The sequence below is a fragment of the Agrobacterium sp. 22-226-1 genome (assembly GCF_053522345.1).
This window is the reverse complement of record NZ_JBNWCP010000008.1, coordinates 37,844-50,590: the sequence shown is the minus strand read 5'-3', so window position 1 is coordinate 50,590 and position 12,747 is coordinate 37,844. Positions and strand designations below refer to the sequence as shown.

Here is a 12,747-nt window from a genome sequence, read left to right as displayed (position 1 = left end):
CGGGACCAAACTGCGGAGAGAGACAATGATGATCAACGGATTGACGGTTGCTTCCGTCCTATGGCCACTGCTGGTCGCGTCCAACGCGACCGCGGCCGATATCGACGGCAACTGGGCGCGCGGAGACGGCAAGGCGAAAGTACTGATCGCGCCCTGCGGTGAAAATATCTGTGCCACAAACACCTGGATCAAGCAGGGCACCCCGAAGGAAAAGGCCGGGGACCGGCTGATCATGGACATAAAGCAGACAGAGGCAGGCAGCTATTCCGGCACCGCTTTCGACCCCCAGCGGGACAAATCCTACAGGATAACAGTGACAATAAACGGCAACGGCATGACCACGAAAGGCTGTATCGTCGCCGGTCTGCTGTGCAAGGGCATAAACTGGACAAGGATCGACTAGCCACATCTTCACGTTGCTTCGACCCACATCGTCGCCTCCTTATCGATGCCCTGCAAAGGAAAACACCAATGAAAACCTATTTCGCAGCCTACCTTTTTACTCTCGTCGCCTTTCTGGTGATTGACTTCATCTGGTTGAGCACGATGGCGTCGCGTCTTTACCGCCCGGCCATCGGCGATCTTCTGGCAGAAAACTTCCGGCTTACTCCGGCGGTCGTCTTTTACCTCATCTATGCCGCCGGCCTGACCTTTCTTGCGGTTCGCCCGGCCTTTCAGACGGGGGAATGGACGACCGCGCTGCTTTATGGCGCAGTGGTCGGCTTCATGGCCTATGCCACTTACGACCTGACCAATCAGGCGACGTTGAAAAGCTGGTCCACGACCCTGACCGTCGCCGATCTTCTATGGGGAACCTTCGTCTCCGCAGCAGCGGCTACAATCGGCTATCTCATCACGGTGCGGCTGATCGGCCCGCTGGAAAATCCGACGGGCCTATGATGACGACATCCCCTCTTACCGGCCGCTTAAGTCCGATAACCCTGCGGCCCAGTCGTTGCCAGGTTCGCAGCATGAGCATGCATCTCTTGTCTTCCTGCGAAAGACGACCCTATAAAGGAGGCGCAGCAAGGAAGGTTCGAATGCAGGGCACAGAGATCGCAGGCCTTATCAACCGCGTCGGCATGGGTGATCGTTCAGCATTCGTCTCGCTTTATCAGGCAACCAGTCCGAAGCTTTTCGCGATCTGCCTGAAAATCCTGCGTGACAGAACGGAAGCCGAGGAGGCGCTGCAGGAAATCTATATCAAGGTCTGGCAGCGGGCCCGAACATTTGCCGCCAGCGCCGGCAAACCCGCCACATGGCTTGCCGCCATTGCCCGCAACCATGCAATAGATACGATCCGCGCGCGCAAGCCCATAACCGACGACATCGAGGAAGCCTACGATCTTGCCGACGAGAGCACCCGCGATCCTGAGCAGCAGATCGTTCTCGCCGATGAAGGCCGCAGGATCGAAGACTGCATGCGCGAGCTTGAGACTGTACACGCGCAGGCGGTGCGTCGGGCCTATGTCGAGGGCTTGAGCTATCTCGAACTCGCCGAAGAATTGCGCGTGCCGCTCAACACGGTCAGAACCTGGCTGCGACGCAGTCTTCTCAAACTCAGAGAGTGCATGCAGCGATGACAACGGGCGAACAGAGCGGCGGCAAGCATTCGCGCGACGACATCCTCGCCGGTGAATATGTTCTGGGCGTCCTGCCGCTCGAAAAGCGCCGTGAACTGGAACGACGCATGCAGGACGACGCGGCCTTCGCACAGCTGGTGCAGCGTTGGGAGGCGGAATTTTCCGACTTCAATGCCGATTACCAGGCGCAGGCACCGAGCGCTGCTGTTCTTGCGCGTATCGAAGAACGCCTGTTCGGCAGCAGGACCGTCAATACCAATGGCAGCCTCTGGAATTCCGCGTCCTTCTGGCGCTGGATCTCGGTTGCCACCAGCGCAGCCGCCGTGGCGGCCATCGTTTACGCCGCCTTCCCCGAAAAGTGGCAGGGCGCCACCCCGCTGGTGGCCGAACTTGCAACGACCGACAGCCAGGTCAATCTCCTCGCCTCCTACGATGCGGAATCCGGACGGATGCACATTGTGCCTGTCGCAACCGGCAAGACCGACGAAAAGTCTCTGGAACTGTGGCTGGTGATGGATGGCGGCAAGACCCGCTCGCTCGGCGTCTTCCAGCCCGGCACGAATGGCGATCTTATAATCCCCGCAGACATGCGCAACAGCATCACCGAAGGCACCACCTTCGCGATCAGCGTCGAACCTTTCGGCGGCTCGCCGACTGGTCAGGCAACCGGCCCTGTTATCGCTGTCGGCACGGCGCGATGGGGATGAATGTCTAACGCTTCCCGATTTCGAGGCGAGTCCCGATGAACGCGTCACGATACGAGATGGGTCGTAACGGTCAATCTCCGAAGCCGACGATGCCCTTGATTTCGGTGAACTCGTGCAGACCGAACTTGCCGTATTCCCGACCGTTGCCCGACTGCTTGTAGCCGCCGAAGGGCGCGGCCCCATCCCAGGCGGAGCTGTTGAGGCGCACTATGCCGGTTCTGAGCCGTCGTGCGAAGGCACGCGCCTCCTCGGGTGCGCCCTGAATATAGGATGCCAGCCCATAGGGCGTGTCGTTGGCGATATCCGCCGCCTCGTCCTCGCTGCCATAACCGAGAATGGCAAGCACAGGCCCGAAAATCTCTTCACGCGCGATCGTCATGTCGTTCGTAACGCGCGCAAAAACTGTTGGCCGTACATAATAGCCGCTGTTCAGATGCGCTGGCCGGTCGAGCCCGCCGGCAACGAGCTCCGCCCCTTCCTCCATTCCCTTGCGGATGAGGCTCTGGATCTTGTCGAATTGCGTTTTGCTGGCAACCGGCCCGATATCCGTTTCGGCATCGCCGGGTGTACCGACACGGATCGATTCCGCCGCCGCACGGGCGATGCCAATCACCCGGTCCATTTGCTCCGCAGGGACGAGAAGACGGGTCGGCGCATTGCAGGACTGGCCGGAATTGGCAAAGCACCTGATCACCCCGGCGCGCACGGCGGCGTTAAGATCAGCGGTTCGGAGCACTATATTGGGCGATTTGCCGCCCAGCTCCTGATGCACGCGCTTCACCGTCGGGGCCGCCGCCTGCGCGACCGAAATGCCGGCGCGTGTCGAGCCGGTGAAGGAAACCATGTCGACATCGGGATGGCTCGCCAGTACCGCGCCCACGGTCGGGCCGTCACCATTGACAAGGTTGAACACGCCCTTGGGAACACCGGCTTCGTGCAGGATTTCGGCGAAAAGTATGGCGTTGAGCGGCGCGATTTCCGAGGGTTTCAGCACCATTGTGCAGCCGGTGGCGAGCGCCGGGGCGACCTTGCAGGCGATCTGGTTGATCGGCCAGTTCCACGGCGTGATCATGCCGACGACACCGATCGGTTCATGGACGATACGGGTCGTGCCCTGCATGTATTCGAACGAAAAATCACGCATGGCGCGGATAGTCTGCTCAAAATGCGCCACGCCGATACCCGCCTGCTCATCCCGCGACATTTTTCGAGGAGCGCCCATCTCATGAGAGATCACGTCGCCTATCTCGTTCTGCCGACGTTTCAATATCTCAAGAATGCGCTCGAGCAGGCCGAGGCGCTCTTCCCGCGTCGTCTGCGAAAAGGCAGCAAAGGCGCGGCGCGCGGCGGCGATGGCGCGCTCGGCATCCGCCGCCGATCCCATGGCTATCTCCGCGAAAGGCTCTTCGGTGGCGGGGTCGACGACGGATAGACGCTGGCCGCCGAGAGGATCGACCCAGGCGCCGTCGATGTAGAATTTGAGATAGTTGTCCATATCCGTCTCCAATGATCTCAGCGGCCGGCCAGGATAAAGTCGGCGATCCGCTCCGCGATCATGATTGTGGGAATGTTGGTATTGGCGCAGGGGATCGACGGCATCAGCGATGCGTCGCAGACCCTCAATCCTTCCACGCCGTGCACGCGGCCCGTGGACGACGTCACCGCCATGGGATCGTCAGCCGATCCCATGCGGCACGTTCCCGAAGGATGCCACGTGCCGCCCACATGGCGGCGGACGAATTCCGTCAGCGCCGCGTCGTCTTCAAGCAGCCCCCGCATGGTCGTGCCGAGTGTTATCGCCGAATGCACCAATGCGGGGCGCAGCGGACCCGCCACATCCAGAAGACCCGAGAAAAGACCCCGTTGCAACGCGTTCCATGTCCCCGGTGCAGCGACCTTCGCCACCCGGGGCGAATAACTCGATGGAAAAACAGTGCCGCTGTGCCCCGCCATAAAAGGATCGGTCAGAGCTTCCGCACCCAGCCGCAGCGCAAGCTTGAGCCGCCTCAGATCACGCTCGTCGCTCAGCATCCTGAAATCGACCTCCGGCTCCACATGGGGGTCAAGCGAAGCAAGCTTCACAAAGCCGCGCGAATAGGACTTGTTGACCCAGAAGAACAGGCTGCCCAGACGTAGACCAATGGAGTGCCAGCCGGATCGCGACAGGATCGCGGCATGCATGTCACCCTGCGGCGCGCCGTCAAGACCGGACGAGAAACGCCAGATCGCCTGTTCGTGGTGTTCTCCCCTGTCACGCACCCGCATCTGCGGCGGCAGATAGGCAGCGACGGCGATCGAAGGATGCTCCATCAGATTGCGACCGACGCCGCTGCGGCCGGCCACGACATTGCCCCCCACGGCGGCGATGTCACCGACGAGGCCGATACCGGAGCGCATCAGCAATGCGGGCGTGTGAATGGCGCCGGCCGAGACGATCACTTCCGCCGCATGGATCGTCTCCGCCGTAGCACCCGCCAATATCGCACCCGTGGCCCGACGACCATCGAACAGGATGCGGTCCGCGACGCTTTCGGTGATGATCCTGAGATTCCGACGTTTGCGCACGTCCGGCGTCAGATAGGCAAGCGAGGTCGGCAAGCGCTCCCCGCTATCGCTGACGGCGATGGCGCCGCGAAAGACGCCGTCTTCCCAGGGTCCGTTCTGGTCCGGCCTTGTCGGATAGCCGCGGCGGTCGAGCGTTTTCATGACTCGGTCGACGAAGGGTGAAATCCTGTCGTCGGATATGCGCCGGATCGTCAGCGGCCCGGTCGTGCCGTGAAGCGGGCCGAAGAAATCCCTGTCGGCTTCGATCTTCAGAAAATAGGGCAGGCAATCGTCCCAGCCCCAGCCGTCCGCCCCAAGCGCCTGCCACTCGGCATAGTCGGCCGGCGCCCCCCGATTGGCCATCAGCGCATTGATCGCCGAGCCTCCCCCCAGAAGCCGCGCCTGCTCGTAGCGACGCGGTGGACGGGACGCCGCGTTGGAACGGGCATGGCCCATCAACGCCGTGAGCTGCGACCAGATATTGCGCGTATCGAGATAGGCACGGCCGGGATAACGGCTGCGCACCTCATCCGGGATATCCTCCGCCGCAATATTGCGCCCGGCCTCGACCAGAACGACCGTCCGCCGCGGATCTGCGGAAAGGCGTGCGGCCAGCACGCAGCCCGCCGATCCACCGCCGAGGATCAGGTGATCGACGATCATGTCGCCCGTCCCTGCGAGTATTCGGTGTTGCGGGCGTTGATCGCCGCCAGCATCAGCAGGATGAACGAGATCGCCGTCAGCAGGGAGCTGATCGAGGCGATGGTCGGATCGATCTCGTCGCGCAGCGCTGTGAACATGCGCTTCGTAAGCGTCTGATATTCGCCGCCGGAAATGAAAAGCGAAACCACGGTTTCATCGATGGCGGAGATGAAGGCGAAGAGCAGACCGGAAATGACGCTCGGGCGGATTTGCGGCAGGGTGACGATGAAGAAGGTCCGCCAACGGTTCATGCCGAGGCTACGCGACACCATCTCCTGCGTGTGGTCAAACTTGCGCAGCCCGACCAGAACCGAGGTGACGACATAGGGCAGGCCCAGCATGACATTGGCGAGGATCAGCCCGGTCAGCGAGGCAAGAAGCCCGATCTGTGCGTAAACCAGGAAGACACCGACGGCGGTGATGACGATCGGCACGATCAGCGGCAGAAGCAGCAGCGCCTGCAGGCTGCGCACCAGCCGCGATTGCGTGAGGTTGAGCGCATAGGCCGCCGCAGTCCCGAGAATGGTGGCGATGACGGCGCTGGAGACGGCGACGATCAGGCTTACACGCGTTGCCTGCATCCAGGCGGCGCTGCCAAGATAAGCCTCATACCAGCGCAGCGACCAGGATGGCGGCGGGAAAGCAAGGAAGCGTGCGCCGGAAAAGGACATTGGCAGGATGATCAGGATGGGGATCATCAGCCAGGCGAGAACGAGGGCTACAAAGCCGTAGAGAAGGATTTTCGACAGGCTCATGCGTCACCTCGTTCCCATGATGCGTTCGAACGGAATGATGAGGCTCGCCAGCCGGAAAACCAGAAAAACGCAGACAAGCAGGACGACGCTGATCGACGAGGCCGCGCCCCATTCGTTATAAACCTCGATGTTGCGCGAAACGAGCATGGAGACCATGTAGGTGCGCCCGCCGCCCAGCAGTTCCGGCGTGATATAAAAACCAAGGGTGAGCACGAAGACCAGCACCATGCCGGCGATCATGCCCGGCAGCGACAGCGGCAGGAAAACCCGCCAGAATACATGCATGGGTGAGCCGCCGAGGCTGGCGCCGGCCATGGTCAGTTCCGTGGGTATTTTCTTCATCGTCGCATAGAGCGGCAGCACCATGAAGGGCAGCAGGATGTGGATCGTCGCCATGACCGTGCCGAATTCGTTGTTGACCAGCCGGAGCGGCGCATCGATCAGGCCCGATCCCGTCAGCGCCGAATTGATGATACCGTTGCGCTGCAGCAGGATGAGCCAGGCATAGGCGCGCACCAGAACGGATGTCCAGAAAGGCAGCAGCACCATGGCGAGAACAAGCACGCTCCAGCGCTGGGGCAGGCCCGCCGCCACATAGGCGACGGGATAGCCGAGGAGGACGGTCATCAGCGTGACGACCGCCGCAATGCGGAAGGTCTGAAGGAAGGTCATCCAGTAGACGGAATCCGTCAGGAACCGCTGATAGTGAGCGAGCGTAAAGCCGCCATCCTGCCGGATCGACTGCCAGCCCAGCCACAGAAGCGGCAGGACCAGCAGAACGACGACGACCGCAAGCGCTGGCGCCAGCAGCAACAGCATGAGCCGTTGCTCACGCTGCTCATGCATCGCCGACGGATTTCGTTTCGACTGTGCCATCAGTGACCCTCCACAGGCCGAACATCATTTCTGGATGAACTGCGCCCAGCGTTTTTGCGCCTCCTCACCGGCCGGGGAACTCCACCACTCATCCGACACCAGAACCTGAAGCGCGGCATTGTTCGGCGAACTCGGCATTTCGGCAGCGCGTTCCGGCGAAATCTTGCCGGTCTTGTACGCTTCAGGATTGCCTGGACCGTAATCGATATAGGCCGGGAAATTCGCCTGGATTTCAGGGGTCAGCGCCGCATTGACGAACTTGACAGCCGTTTCGAGGTTCGGCGCGCCCTTGAGAATGCAGAGCGACGTATACTGAAGGAAACCTTCATTGAACGAATAACCGATCGGCGCGCCCTCCTTCACCACCGCAGCAACGCGGCCATTCCACGCCATCTCCATGTCGACTTCACCATCGGCCAGAAGCTGCGCCGACTGGGCGCCGGAGGTCCACCACACCGTGACATAGGGTTTGATCTCTTCGAGCTTCTTGAAAGCCCGCTCGACATCGAGCGGATAAAGTTTGTCCACTGGCACGCCATCTGCGAGCAAAGCGGCCTCGAGTGTCGCCAGGGGATGGTTACGAAGCGCCCGCGTGCCCGGAAATTTCTTCACATCCCAGAAATCCGCCCAGCTCTTGGGCGGGTTGCCGCCGAACTTGTCCTTGTTGTAGGCAAGCACGCTCGAGTAGAATTCATAGGCGACCGAATAGGGGCTCTTGTATTCGGCCGGCATCTTTTCCGCATTGGGTATTTTGGAAAAATCGAGTTTCTCGATCATTCCCTGTTCCCCGCCGCGTATGCAATCCTTCGCCGGCGTGTCGATGACGTCCCAGACGATCTTGCCGGATGCGGACTGCGTCTTGATCACCGGCCAGGCATCGGGCGCGCTGTCCTGATTGACAGTGATGCCGAGCAGCTTGGCGACGGGATCGAGGATCGCCTTGGTCTGCGCCTCCTGATAGGCGCCGCCCTGTGAGACGAAGGTGATCTGTTCCGCCGATGCCAAGCCAGCCGAAAAAACGGCGGCGGATGCGGAAAGCACGAGCATGGAAAATCTGTATTTCATTCGTCGTTCTCCTCTTTATGGCGAGGCGCTGTCGCCCCTGTTGGCATGCGACTGTCGGGTCTTAGCGCCCGATTGCATCGAGGAACTGATACCAGCCGGCGACGAGCCGGACGGCTGGCTCCCTGATGGGATAAAAAGGCACGGGTTTGAGCGGCTCCGCGGTCAAGAGCCCGAGATCGGGGCTTTGCCCGGCAACCATGGCCGCAACGTAGCGGCCCATGTTGGAGGCCATGGCCACCCCGGTTCCATTATAACCGACTGCATAGACGACCCGGTCGTCCAGCCGGCCCAGATGCGGAATGCTGTCCATCGTCATGGCCACGAGGCCGGACCAGCGATGGGTGACAGATACCGCTGCGAGTTCTGGAAACTGCCGCACCATGGCCTTGTGCAGCGCCGCAAACGCGCTTTCGGAATCCGCCTTGCCGAAGGCGCCGCGCCCGCCATACATTACGCGGTCTCCGGCCTTGCGGAACCAGCGCATCATGCGCCGCGTCTCGGTATAGCTGCGTCCCTGCGACAGGAGGGAAGCACCCGGTCTGCCGGTCAGCGGCTCGGTCGCAATCATCGCGGAGCGGAAGGGAATGATGGATTTGCGGACCGTCGACGTGGCCGGCGTCAGATCGGAATAGGAATTGGTGGCGATTACCACCTGCCGGGCCGAAACGACACCGTCAGGCGTTTCAAGAACGATGCCGGCGCCATCTCGCCTGAATGCCGCCACCGGCGTCTTCTCGTGGATCGCGATGCCTGCGGCACTCAATCCGGCCGCCATGCCCAAAACGAAATTCAAGGGGTGGATGACGCCGCCATGGGTATTGAGCATGCCGCCGACGAAATCGCGTGAGCCCGTCTCCGCCTCCATTTCCTCCGGTGAGAGAATGGTGCAGGCATGGTCGCCAAGCGATCCACGCAGCCACTCGACTTCTTTTTTCAGGCCATCGAGTGACAGCTGATTGTGGGCACAACGCAGCGAACCGGTTGGGCGATAATCGGCAGCGGCGATTGCGTAATCCTCTACCAGTTCGCCAACATGATCGATGGCCTCGATACCGAGATCATGCATGCGCCGCGCCGTCTCCAGCCCGTAGCGGGCGGCGATGTCGGAGAAGGAAAGCCGGAACTTGCCCGACACCACGCCACCATTGCGGCCGCTCGCGCCCCAGCCGATCCGGCTTGCCTCCAGCACCACCGGAGACAGGCCGCGGCGGGCCAGATAGCGCGCCGCGGAAAGGCCTGTATAGCCGCCACCGATGATCGCGACATCGAACCGACGATCACCCGAGAGCCGGTCGAAGGCAGGACGGCTCGAAGCCGTCTCCTGCCAGAGGGAGTGGATATCGGGAAAAGGGGGACGTGCGGCCATCGGTACGGCTCTCTCGCTTTCAGGCTGCCGTTGCCGTCTTGACGCCGGCAGCAAGCTCCGCGTCCACGGCATCGGCCAGTTGCTTGAGCGAGGAGAAGTGGAAGTCGGGCCGGGTCACCACCTTCGGAGCCGGCGTGCCGCCGAACCCCTGCTGGCCCTGGCGACGCTCGATCCAGCAGGTCGTGTAGCCAAGTTCGCGGGCGACGCCGATATCGTGATGCTGGCTCTGGGCGACATGCAGGATTTCCGACTGCTTGAAACCGAAAGCCGACTGACGCCCCTTGTTGAAGGCGAAAAACTGCGGATTGGGCTTGGCGCACCCGGCCTCATCACAGGTGACGCTGTCGTGAAACGGATTGCCAAGCGTATCGGAATAGGCGGAAAATGCCGTACGGTCGGCATTCGTCATGGCGACAAGACGGAAGTTCTTGCGCAGGCGGGCGAGCGCTTCCACGGAATCTGCGAAGGCTGGCCAGCGCAGCACGGCAAGCTGGAAGGCTTCCGCCGTGGCGTCGTCATTGTTGAAACCGAGTTCGTTGGCGAGAGAAAGATAGACATCTTTCATGGCGAAGGAAGACCGTCCATAGAACTTGTCGCGGCCGCGCTTGTAGGGCTCGAAAATCTCGTCGTCGGTGGCCCTCGCCGCCTTTTCGCCGCCGAGCGCACGCACCGCATTGAGCACACCCGTTTCGAAATCGATCAAAGTGCCGACCACATCGAAGGTCATGACCTTGAATTGCGTAAGCTGCATCGTCTTTATCCTTGTTGACTGCATGGAATGGAATGTCTCAACCTGCTTCGGGAACGATCACCGTGTCTTCGGGGTGGAGTGAAAGCGCGATCGCCTCACCTGGTGATTTCATCAGCGCGCGGCCGGCATGGTTGCTGGGAAGCCGGAAACTCAGATCGTCGCCGCTGTCCAGCCGCACGAAAACCCGAATGCTTTCGCCCTGATAAAGCGTATCCGTGACGGTGCCTGTCAGCCTGTTGCCGCCATCGGCTTCGGCGCCATCCGCCACCACGAGTTTTTCCGAATGGACCACGAGATGCAGCTTTTCGCCTTCCGGCACGCGATGCGCCGTGTGCAGCAGCCGGTCTCCCAGCCGCACCGCCGTTTCGCTTTCGCGCCGAACCGCAAGCAGGGTCGCCTCGCCGATGAAACGGGCGACAAAGGCGTTGACGGGACGGTCATGCAGGCGCTCCGGCGTATCGACCTGCACCAGACGTCCCCTGTGCATGATCGCCACGCGGTCGCTCATCGTCAGTGCCTCGCGCTGATCATGCGTCACATAGACGATCGTGGCGCCGAGCCGCTTATGCAGCCGTTTGAGTTCGATCTGCATGGTCTCGCGCAGCTGCTTGTCGAGCGCCGAAAGCGGCTCGTCCATGAGAATGAGGCCCGGCTCAAAGATCATGGCGCGCGCCAGCGCCACGCGCTGACGTTGGCCGCCCGACAATTCGTGGATACGCCTGTTCTCATAGCCGGTGAGTTCGACAATCTCGAGCGCAGCCTTGAGTTTCGCCGGCCAGCTCGCCTTCGGTAGCCGCCGCGCCCTTAGCGGAAAGGTAATGTTTTCGCCTACACTCATATGCGGAAACAACGCGTAGTTCTGAAAGACGATACCGATATCCCGCTTATGCGGCGGCTCAAATGTAATATCCCGATCGCCTAACCAAATTGACCCCGATGTCGGCTGGACAAAGCCGCCGAGAATTCCCAGCAACGTGGTCTTGCCTGACCCCGAAGGCCCGAGAATGGAAACGAATTCGCCGGGAGCGACATCGAGATTGACATCGTCCAGCGCACGAAACGTTCCGTAGCACTTGACCGCCTCTTTGATGGAAACGCCTACCCGCTCTGTATTTGGCTGCTCAATCATATGATTCCACTAAAAAATCCCAGTACGTTCGGTGGTGCTCCGACGTATGGCAGCGCGTTTTTGCGGAACGAAGAGCAGATTTTCAGCCTGTGACGCCCAGCGCCGGCCTGAAACCAATCTGTCGCGTTCCCCTCAATTCATGGAAGGTCTCTCGCCTTCGTTGACAGCAAAGAGACCAAACAAAAGGCGGATAAGCAATTGAAAAAAAATCTATGCGATGTTACAAAATGTAATGACATTCCTTCGCCGTTCCCTGCCCTCCATGAATGGCCTCTTTACTTTCGAGGCCGCTGCGCGCTGCGGCAGTTTCTCGAGGGCAGCAGACGAATTGAACGTGACGCCGGCGGCTGTGAGCCGCATGATGTCCCGGCTGGAGGAACATCTTGATACGACATTGTTTCTTCGGCAGCCCGGTGGCGTGATGCTGACGGAACCCGGCCAGCTGCTGTTCGATGCGATCGCCAGAGGCTTCGCCGGAATAGAAAGCGCCCTGCGGGAAATCGAGGATCGCCGAACCGGTATCGAAACCGTGTCCCTTTCCGTCTCGACCGGCTTCACCACGCACTGGATGATGCCGCGAATGGCCGAATTCAAAAGGGAATTTCCCAATGTCGATCTTCGGTTCCAGCTCATGATGGGCGCCCTGTCGGGGCCGGTCAACGACGTCGATCTTGGGATGCGCTTCGTCGATGGACCGGACAGGCATCACGAGGCAGCTTTCGTCATGCCCGAAATCCTGCTGCCGATCTGCAGTCCGGGTTACAGGGAAAGCCATGCCATTTCCGGCAACGATATTGATCGCGTGCCGGATACGACCATCAATTTAAGCGATGCGCAGCCCAACTGGTCGACGCTGTTCACACCGGCCAGCGGTAGCGACCCGCAGAATTCGATGATCTTCTCCGATTACGCCATCGTCGTGCAGGCTGCTCTCCTGGGCCAGGGCGTGGCGCTTGGCTGGCTCAACGTCGTCGCCCATTGGCTACGGACGCGGACACTGGTTCCAGCAAGCGAACACTTGATGGTCACCGGCCGGCGCTGCCATCTTATCCGACTGCGAACCAAACCCGCCCGACCAATCGTCACGCAGGTCAAGGAATGGATGATCCGTGAATTGAAGGCGGATGTCGATGCGGTGAGCGCGCTTTATCCATCCCTGAACATCGGCTGCGTGGGAAGCGATACCATCAACTAAAAACTAACTTTTGAACACGCTCGAACCGACATAGTCATAACGGCCCTTCGTTCCGCTATTGTCACCAGATAAAG

13 protein-coding genes are annotated in these 12,747 nt (G+C 60.8%); 5 read left to right on the top strand and 8 right to left on the bottom strand.

Annotation, left to right across the window (positions count from 1 at the left end; genetic code table 11):
- Window positions 1-25 precede the first annotated feature (25 nt).
- The 4 genes from ACQZ5K_RS15125 (at window position 26) to ACQZ5K_RS15110 (ending at window position 2,290) form a co-directional block, all read left to right on the top strand.
- Window positions 26-403 carry a DUF2147 domain-containing protein gene (locus ACQZ5K_RS15125; protein ID WP_035237020.1) on the top strand — a complete coding sequence of 126 codons (378 nt, stop codon included), beginning with the start codon at window positions 26-28 and terminating at the stop codon, window positions 401-403.
- Window positions 404-471: 68 nt separating this feature from the next.
- Entirely contained in the window at window positions 472-900 is a 429-nt protein-coding gene (locus ACQZ5K_RS15120; protein ID WP_448740721.1) for a DUF2177 family protein, read from the top strand.
- Between the two features lie 140 nt (window positions 901-1,040).
- Window positions 1,041-1,583 (top strand): sigma-70 family RNA polymerase sigma factor, encoded by a 543-nt coding sequence (locus tag ACQZ5K_RS15115; protein WP_448736400.1) that lies wholly within the window; start codon window positions 1,041-1,043, stop codon window positions 1,581-1,583.
- Window positions 1,580-2,290: an anti-sigma factor gene (locus ACQZ5K_RS15110; RefSeq protein WP_448740720.1), complete on the top strand. Its 711-nt coding sequence runs from the start codon at window positions 1,580-1,582 to the stop codon at window positions 2,288-2,290. The genes ACQZ5K_RS15115 and ACQZ5K_RS15110 overlap by 4 nt, the downstream gene beginning before the upstream one ends.
- A gap of 70 nt (window positions 2,291-2,360) precedes the next feature.
- Here ACQZ5K_RS15110 and ACQZ5K_RS15105 read toward each other — a convergent pair whose 3' ends face one another.
- From ACQZ5K_RS15105 to ACQZ5K_RS15070, 8 genes are all read right to left on the bottom strand, one after another.
- The gene (locus ACQZ5K_RS15105; protein WP_448740719.1) at window positions 2,361-3,785 is read right to left on the bottom strand and encodes an aldehyde dehydrogenase family protein; all 1,425 of its coding nucleotides are present in this window, start codon (window positions 3,783-3,785) and stop codon (window positions 2,361-2,363) included.
- A 17-nt stretch (window positions 3,786-3,802) separates the two neighbouring features.
- Entirely contained in the window at window positions 3,803-5,497 is a 1,695-nt protein-coding gene (locus tag ACQZ5K_RS15100) for a GMC family oxidoreductase (RefSeq protein WP_448740718.1), read from the bottom strand.
- A complete protein-coding gene (locus ACQZ5K_RS15095) occupies window positions 5,494-6,291 on the bottom strand; it encodes an ABC transporter permease (RefSeq protein ID WP_196378818.1) in 798 nt (265 codons plus the stop codon). Before ACQZ5K_RS15095 ends, ACQZ5K_RS15100 begins: the two co-directional genes overlap by 4 nt.
- Window positions 6,292-6,294: 3 nt before the next feature.
- Window positions 6,295-7,167, bottom strand: a complete 873-nt coding sequence (locus ACQZ5K_RS15090; protein ID WP_448740717.1) for an ABC transporter permease — start codon at window positions 7,165-7,167, stop codon at window positions 6,295-6,297.
- 24 nt (window positions 7,168-7,191) lie between these two features.
- Window positions 7,192-8,232, bottom strand: a complete 1,041-nt coding sequence (locus tag ACQZ5K_RS15085) for an ABC transporter substrate-binding protein (RefSeq protein WP_448740716.1) — start codon at window positions 8,230-8,232, stop codon at window positions 7,192-7,194.
- 61 nt (window positions 8,233-8,293) lie between these two features.
- A complete protein-coding gene (locus ACQZ5K_RS15080) occupies window positions 8,294-9,598 on the bottom strand; it encodes an NAD(P)/FAD-dependent oxidoreductase (protein WP_448740715.1) in 1,305 nt (434 codons plus the stop codon).
- Window positions 9,599-9,617: 19 nt separating this feature from the next.
- The gene (locus ACQZ5K_RS15075) at window positions 9,618-10,349 is read right to left on the bottom strand and encodes an HAD-IA family hydrolase (protein ID WP_059755226.1); all 732 of its coding nucleotides are present in this window, start codon (window positions 10,347-10,349) and stop codon (window positions 9,618-9,620) included.
- 37 nt (window positions 10,350-10,386) lie between these two features.
- Window positions 10,387-11,478, bottom strand: a complete 1,092-nt coding sequence (locus ACQZ5K_RS15070) for an ABC transporter ATP-binding protein (protein WP_448740714.1) — start codon at window positions 11,476-11,478, stop codon at window positions 10,387-10,389.
- 232 nt (window positions 11,479-11,710) lie between these two features.
- On the opposite strand from ACQZ5K_RS15070, the gene ACQZ5K_RS15065 reads away from it, so the two are divergent.
- The gene (locus ACQZ5K_RS15065) at window positions 11,711-12,673 is read left to right on the top strand and encodes a LysR family transcriptional regulator (protein WP_004433115.1); all 963 of its coding nucleotides are present in this window, start codon (window positions 11,711-11,713) and stop codon (window positions 12,671-12,673) included.
- The last annotated feature ends 74 nt before the right edge of the window (window positions 12,674-12,747 follow it).

Excerpts from the sequence above, each read along its gene's own strand:
- ACQZ5K_RS15125 (WP_035237020.1), top strand. The coding sequence starts at position 26 with ATGATGATCAACGGATTGACGGTTGCTTCCGTCCTATGGCCACTGCTG.
- ACQZ5K_RS15120 (WP_448740721.1), top strand. The coding sequence starts at position 472 with ATGAAAACCTATTTCGCAGCCTACCTTTTTACTCTCGTCGCCTTTCTG.
- ACQZ5K_RS15115 (WP_448736400.1), top strand. The coding sequence starts at position 1,041 with ATGCAGGGCACAGAGATCGCAGGCCTTATCAACCGCGTCGGCATGGGT.
- ACQZ5K_RS15110 (WP_448740720.1), top strand. The coding sequence starts at position 1,580 with ATGACAACGGGCGAACAGAGCGGCGGCAAGCATTCGCGCGACGACATC.
- ACQZ5K_RS15105 (WP_448740719.1), bottom strand. The coding sequence starts at position 3,785 with ATGGACAACTATCTCAAATTCTACATCGACGGCGCCTGGGTCGATCCT.
- ACQZ5K_RS15100 (WP_448740718.1), bottom strand. The coding sequence starts at position 5,497 with ATGATCGTCGATCACCTGATCCTCGGCGGTGGATCGGCGGGCTGCGTG.
- ACQZ5K_RS15095 (WP_196378818.1), bottom strand. The coding sequence starts at position 6,291 with ATGAGCCTGTCGAAAATCCTTCTCTACGGCTTTGTAGCCCTCGTTCTC.
- ACQZ5K_RS15090 (WP_448740717.1), bottom strand. The coding sequence starts at position 7,167 with ATGGCACAGTCGAAACGAAATCCGTCGGCGATGCATGAGCAGCGTGAG.
- ACQZ5K_RS15085 (WP_448740716.1), bottom strand. The coding sequence starts at position 8,232 with ATGAAATACAGATTTTCCATGCTCGTGCTTTCCGCATCCGCCGCCGTT.
- ACQZ5K_RS15080 (WP_448740715.1), bottom strand. The coding sequence starts at position 9,598 with ATGGCCGCACGTCCCCCTTTTCCCGATATCCACTCCCTCTGGCAGGAG.
- ACQZ5K_RS15075 (WP_059755226.1), bottom strand. The coding sequence starts at position 10,349 with ATGCAGCTTACGCAATTCAAGGTCATGACCTTCGATGTGGTCGGCACT.
- ACQZ5K_RS15070 (WP_448740714.1), bottom strand. The coding sequence starts at position 11,478 with ATGATTGAGCAGCCAAATACAGAGCGGGTAGGCGTTTCCATCAAAGAG.
- ACQZ5K_RS15065 (WP_004433115.1), top strand. The coding sequence starts at position 11,711 with ATGACATTCCTTCGCCGTTCCCTGCCCTCCATGAATGGCCTCTTTACT.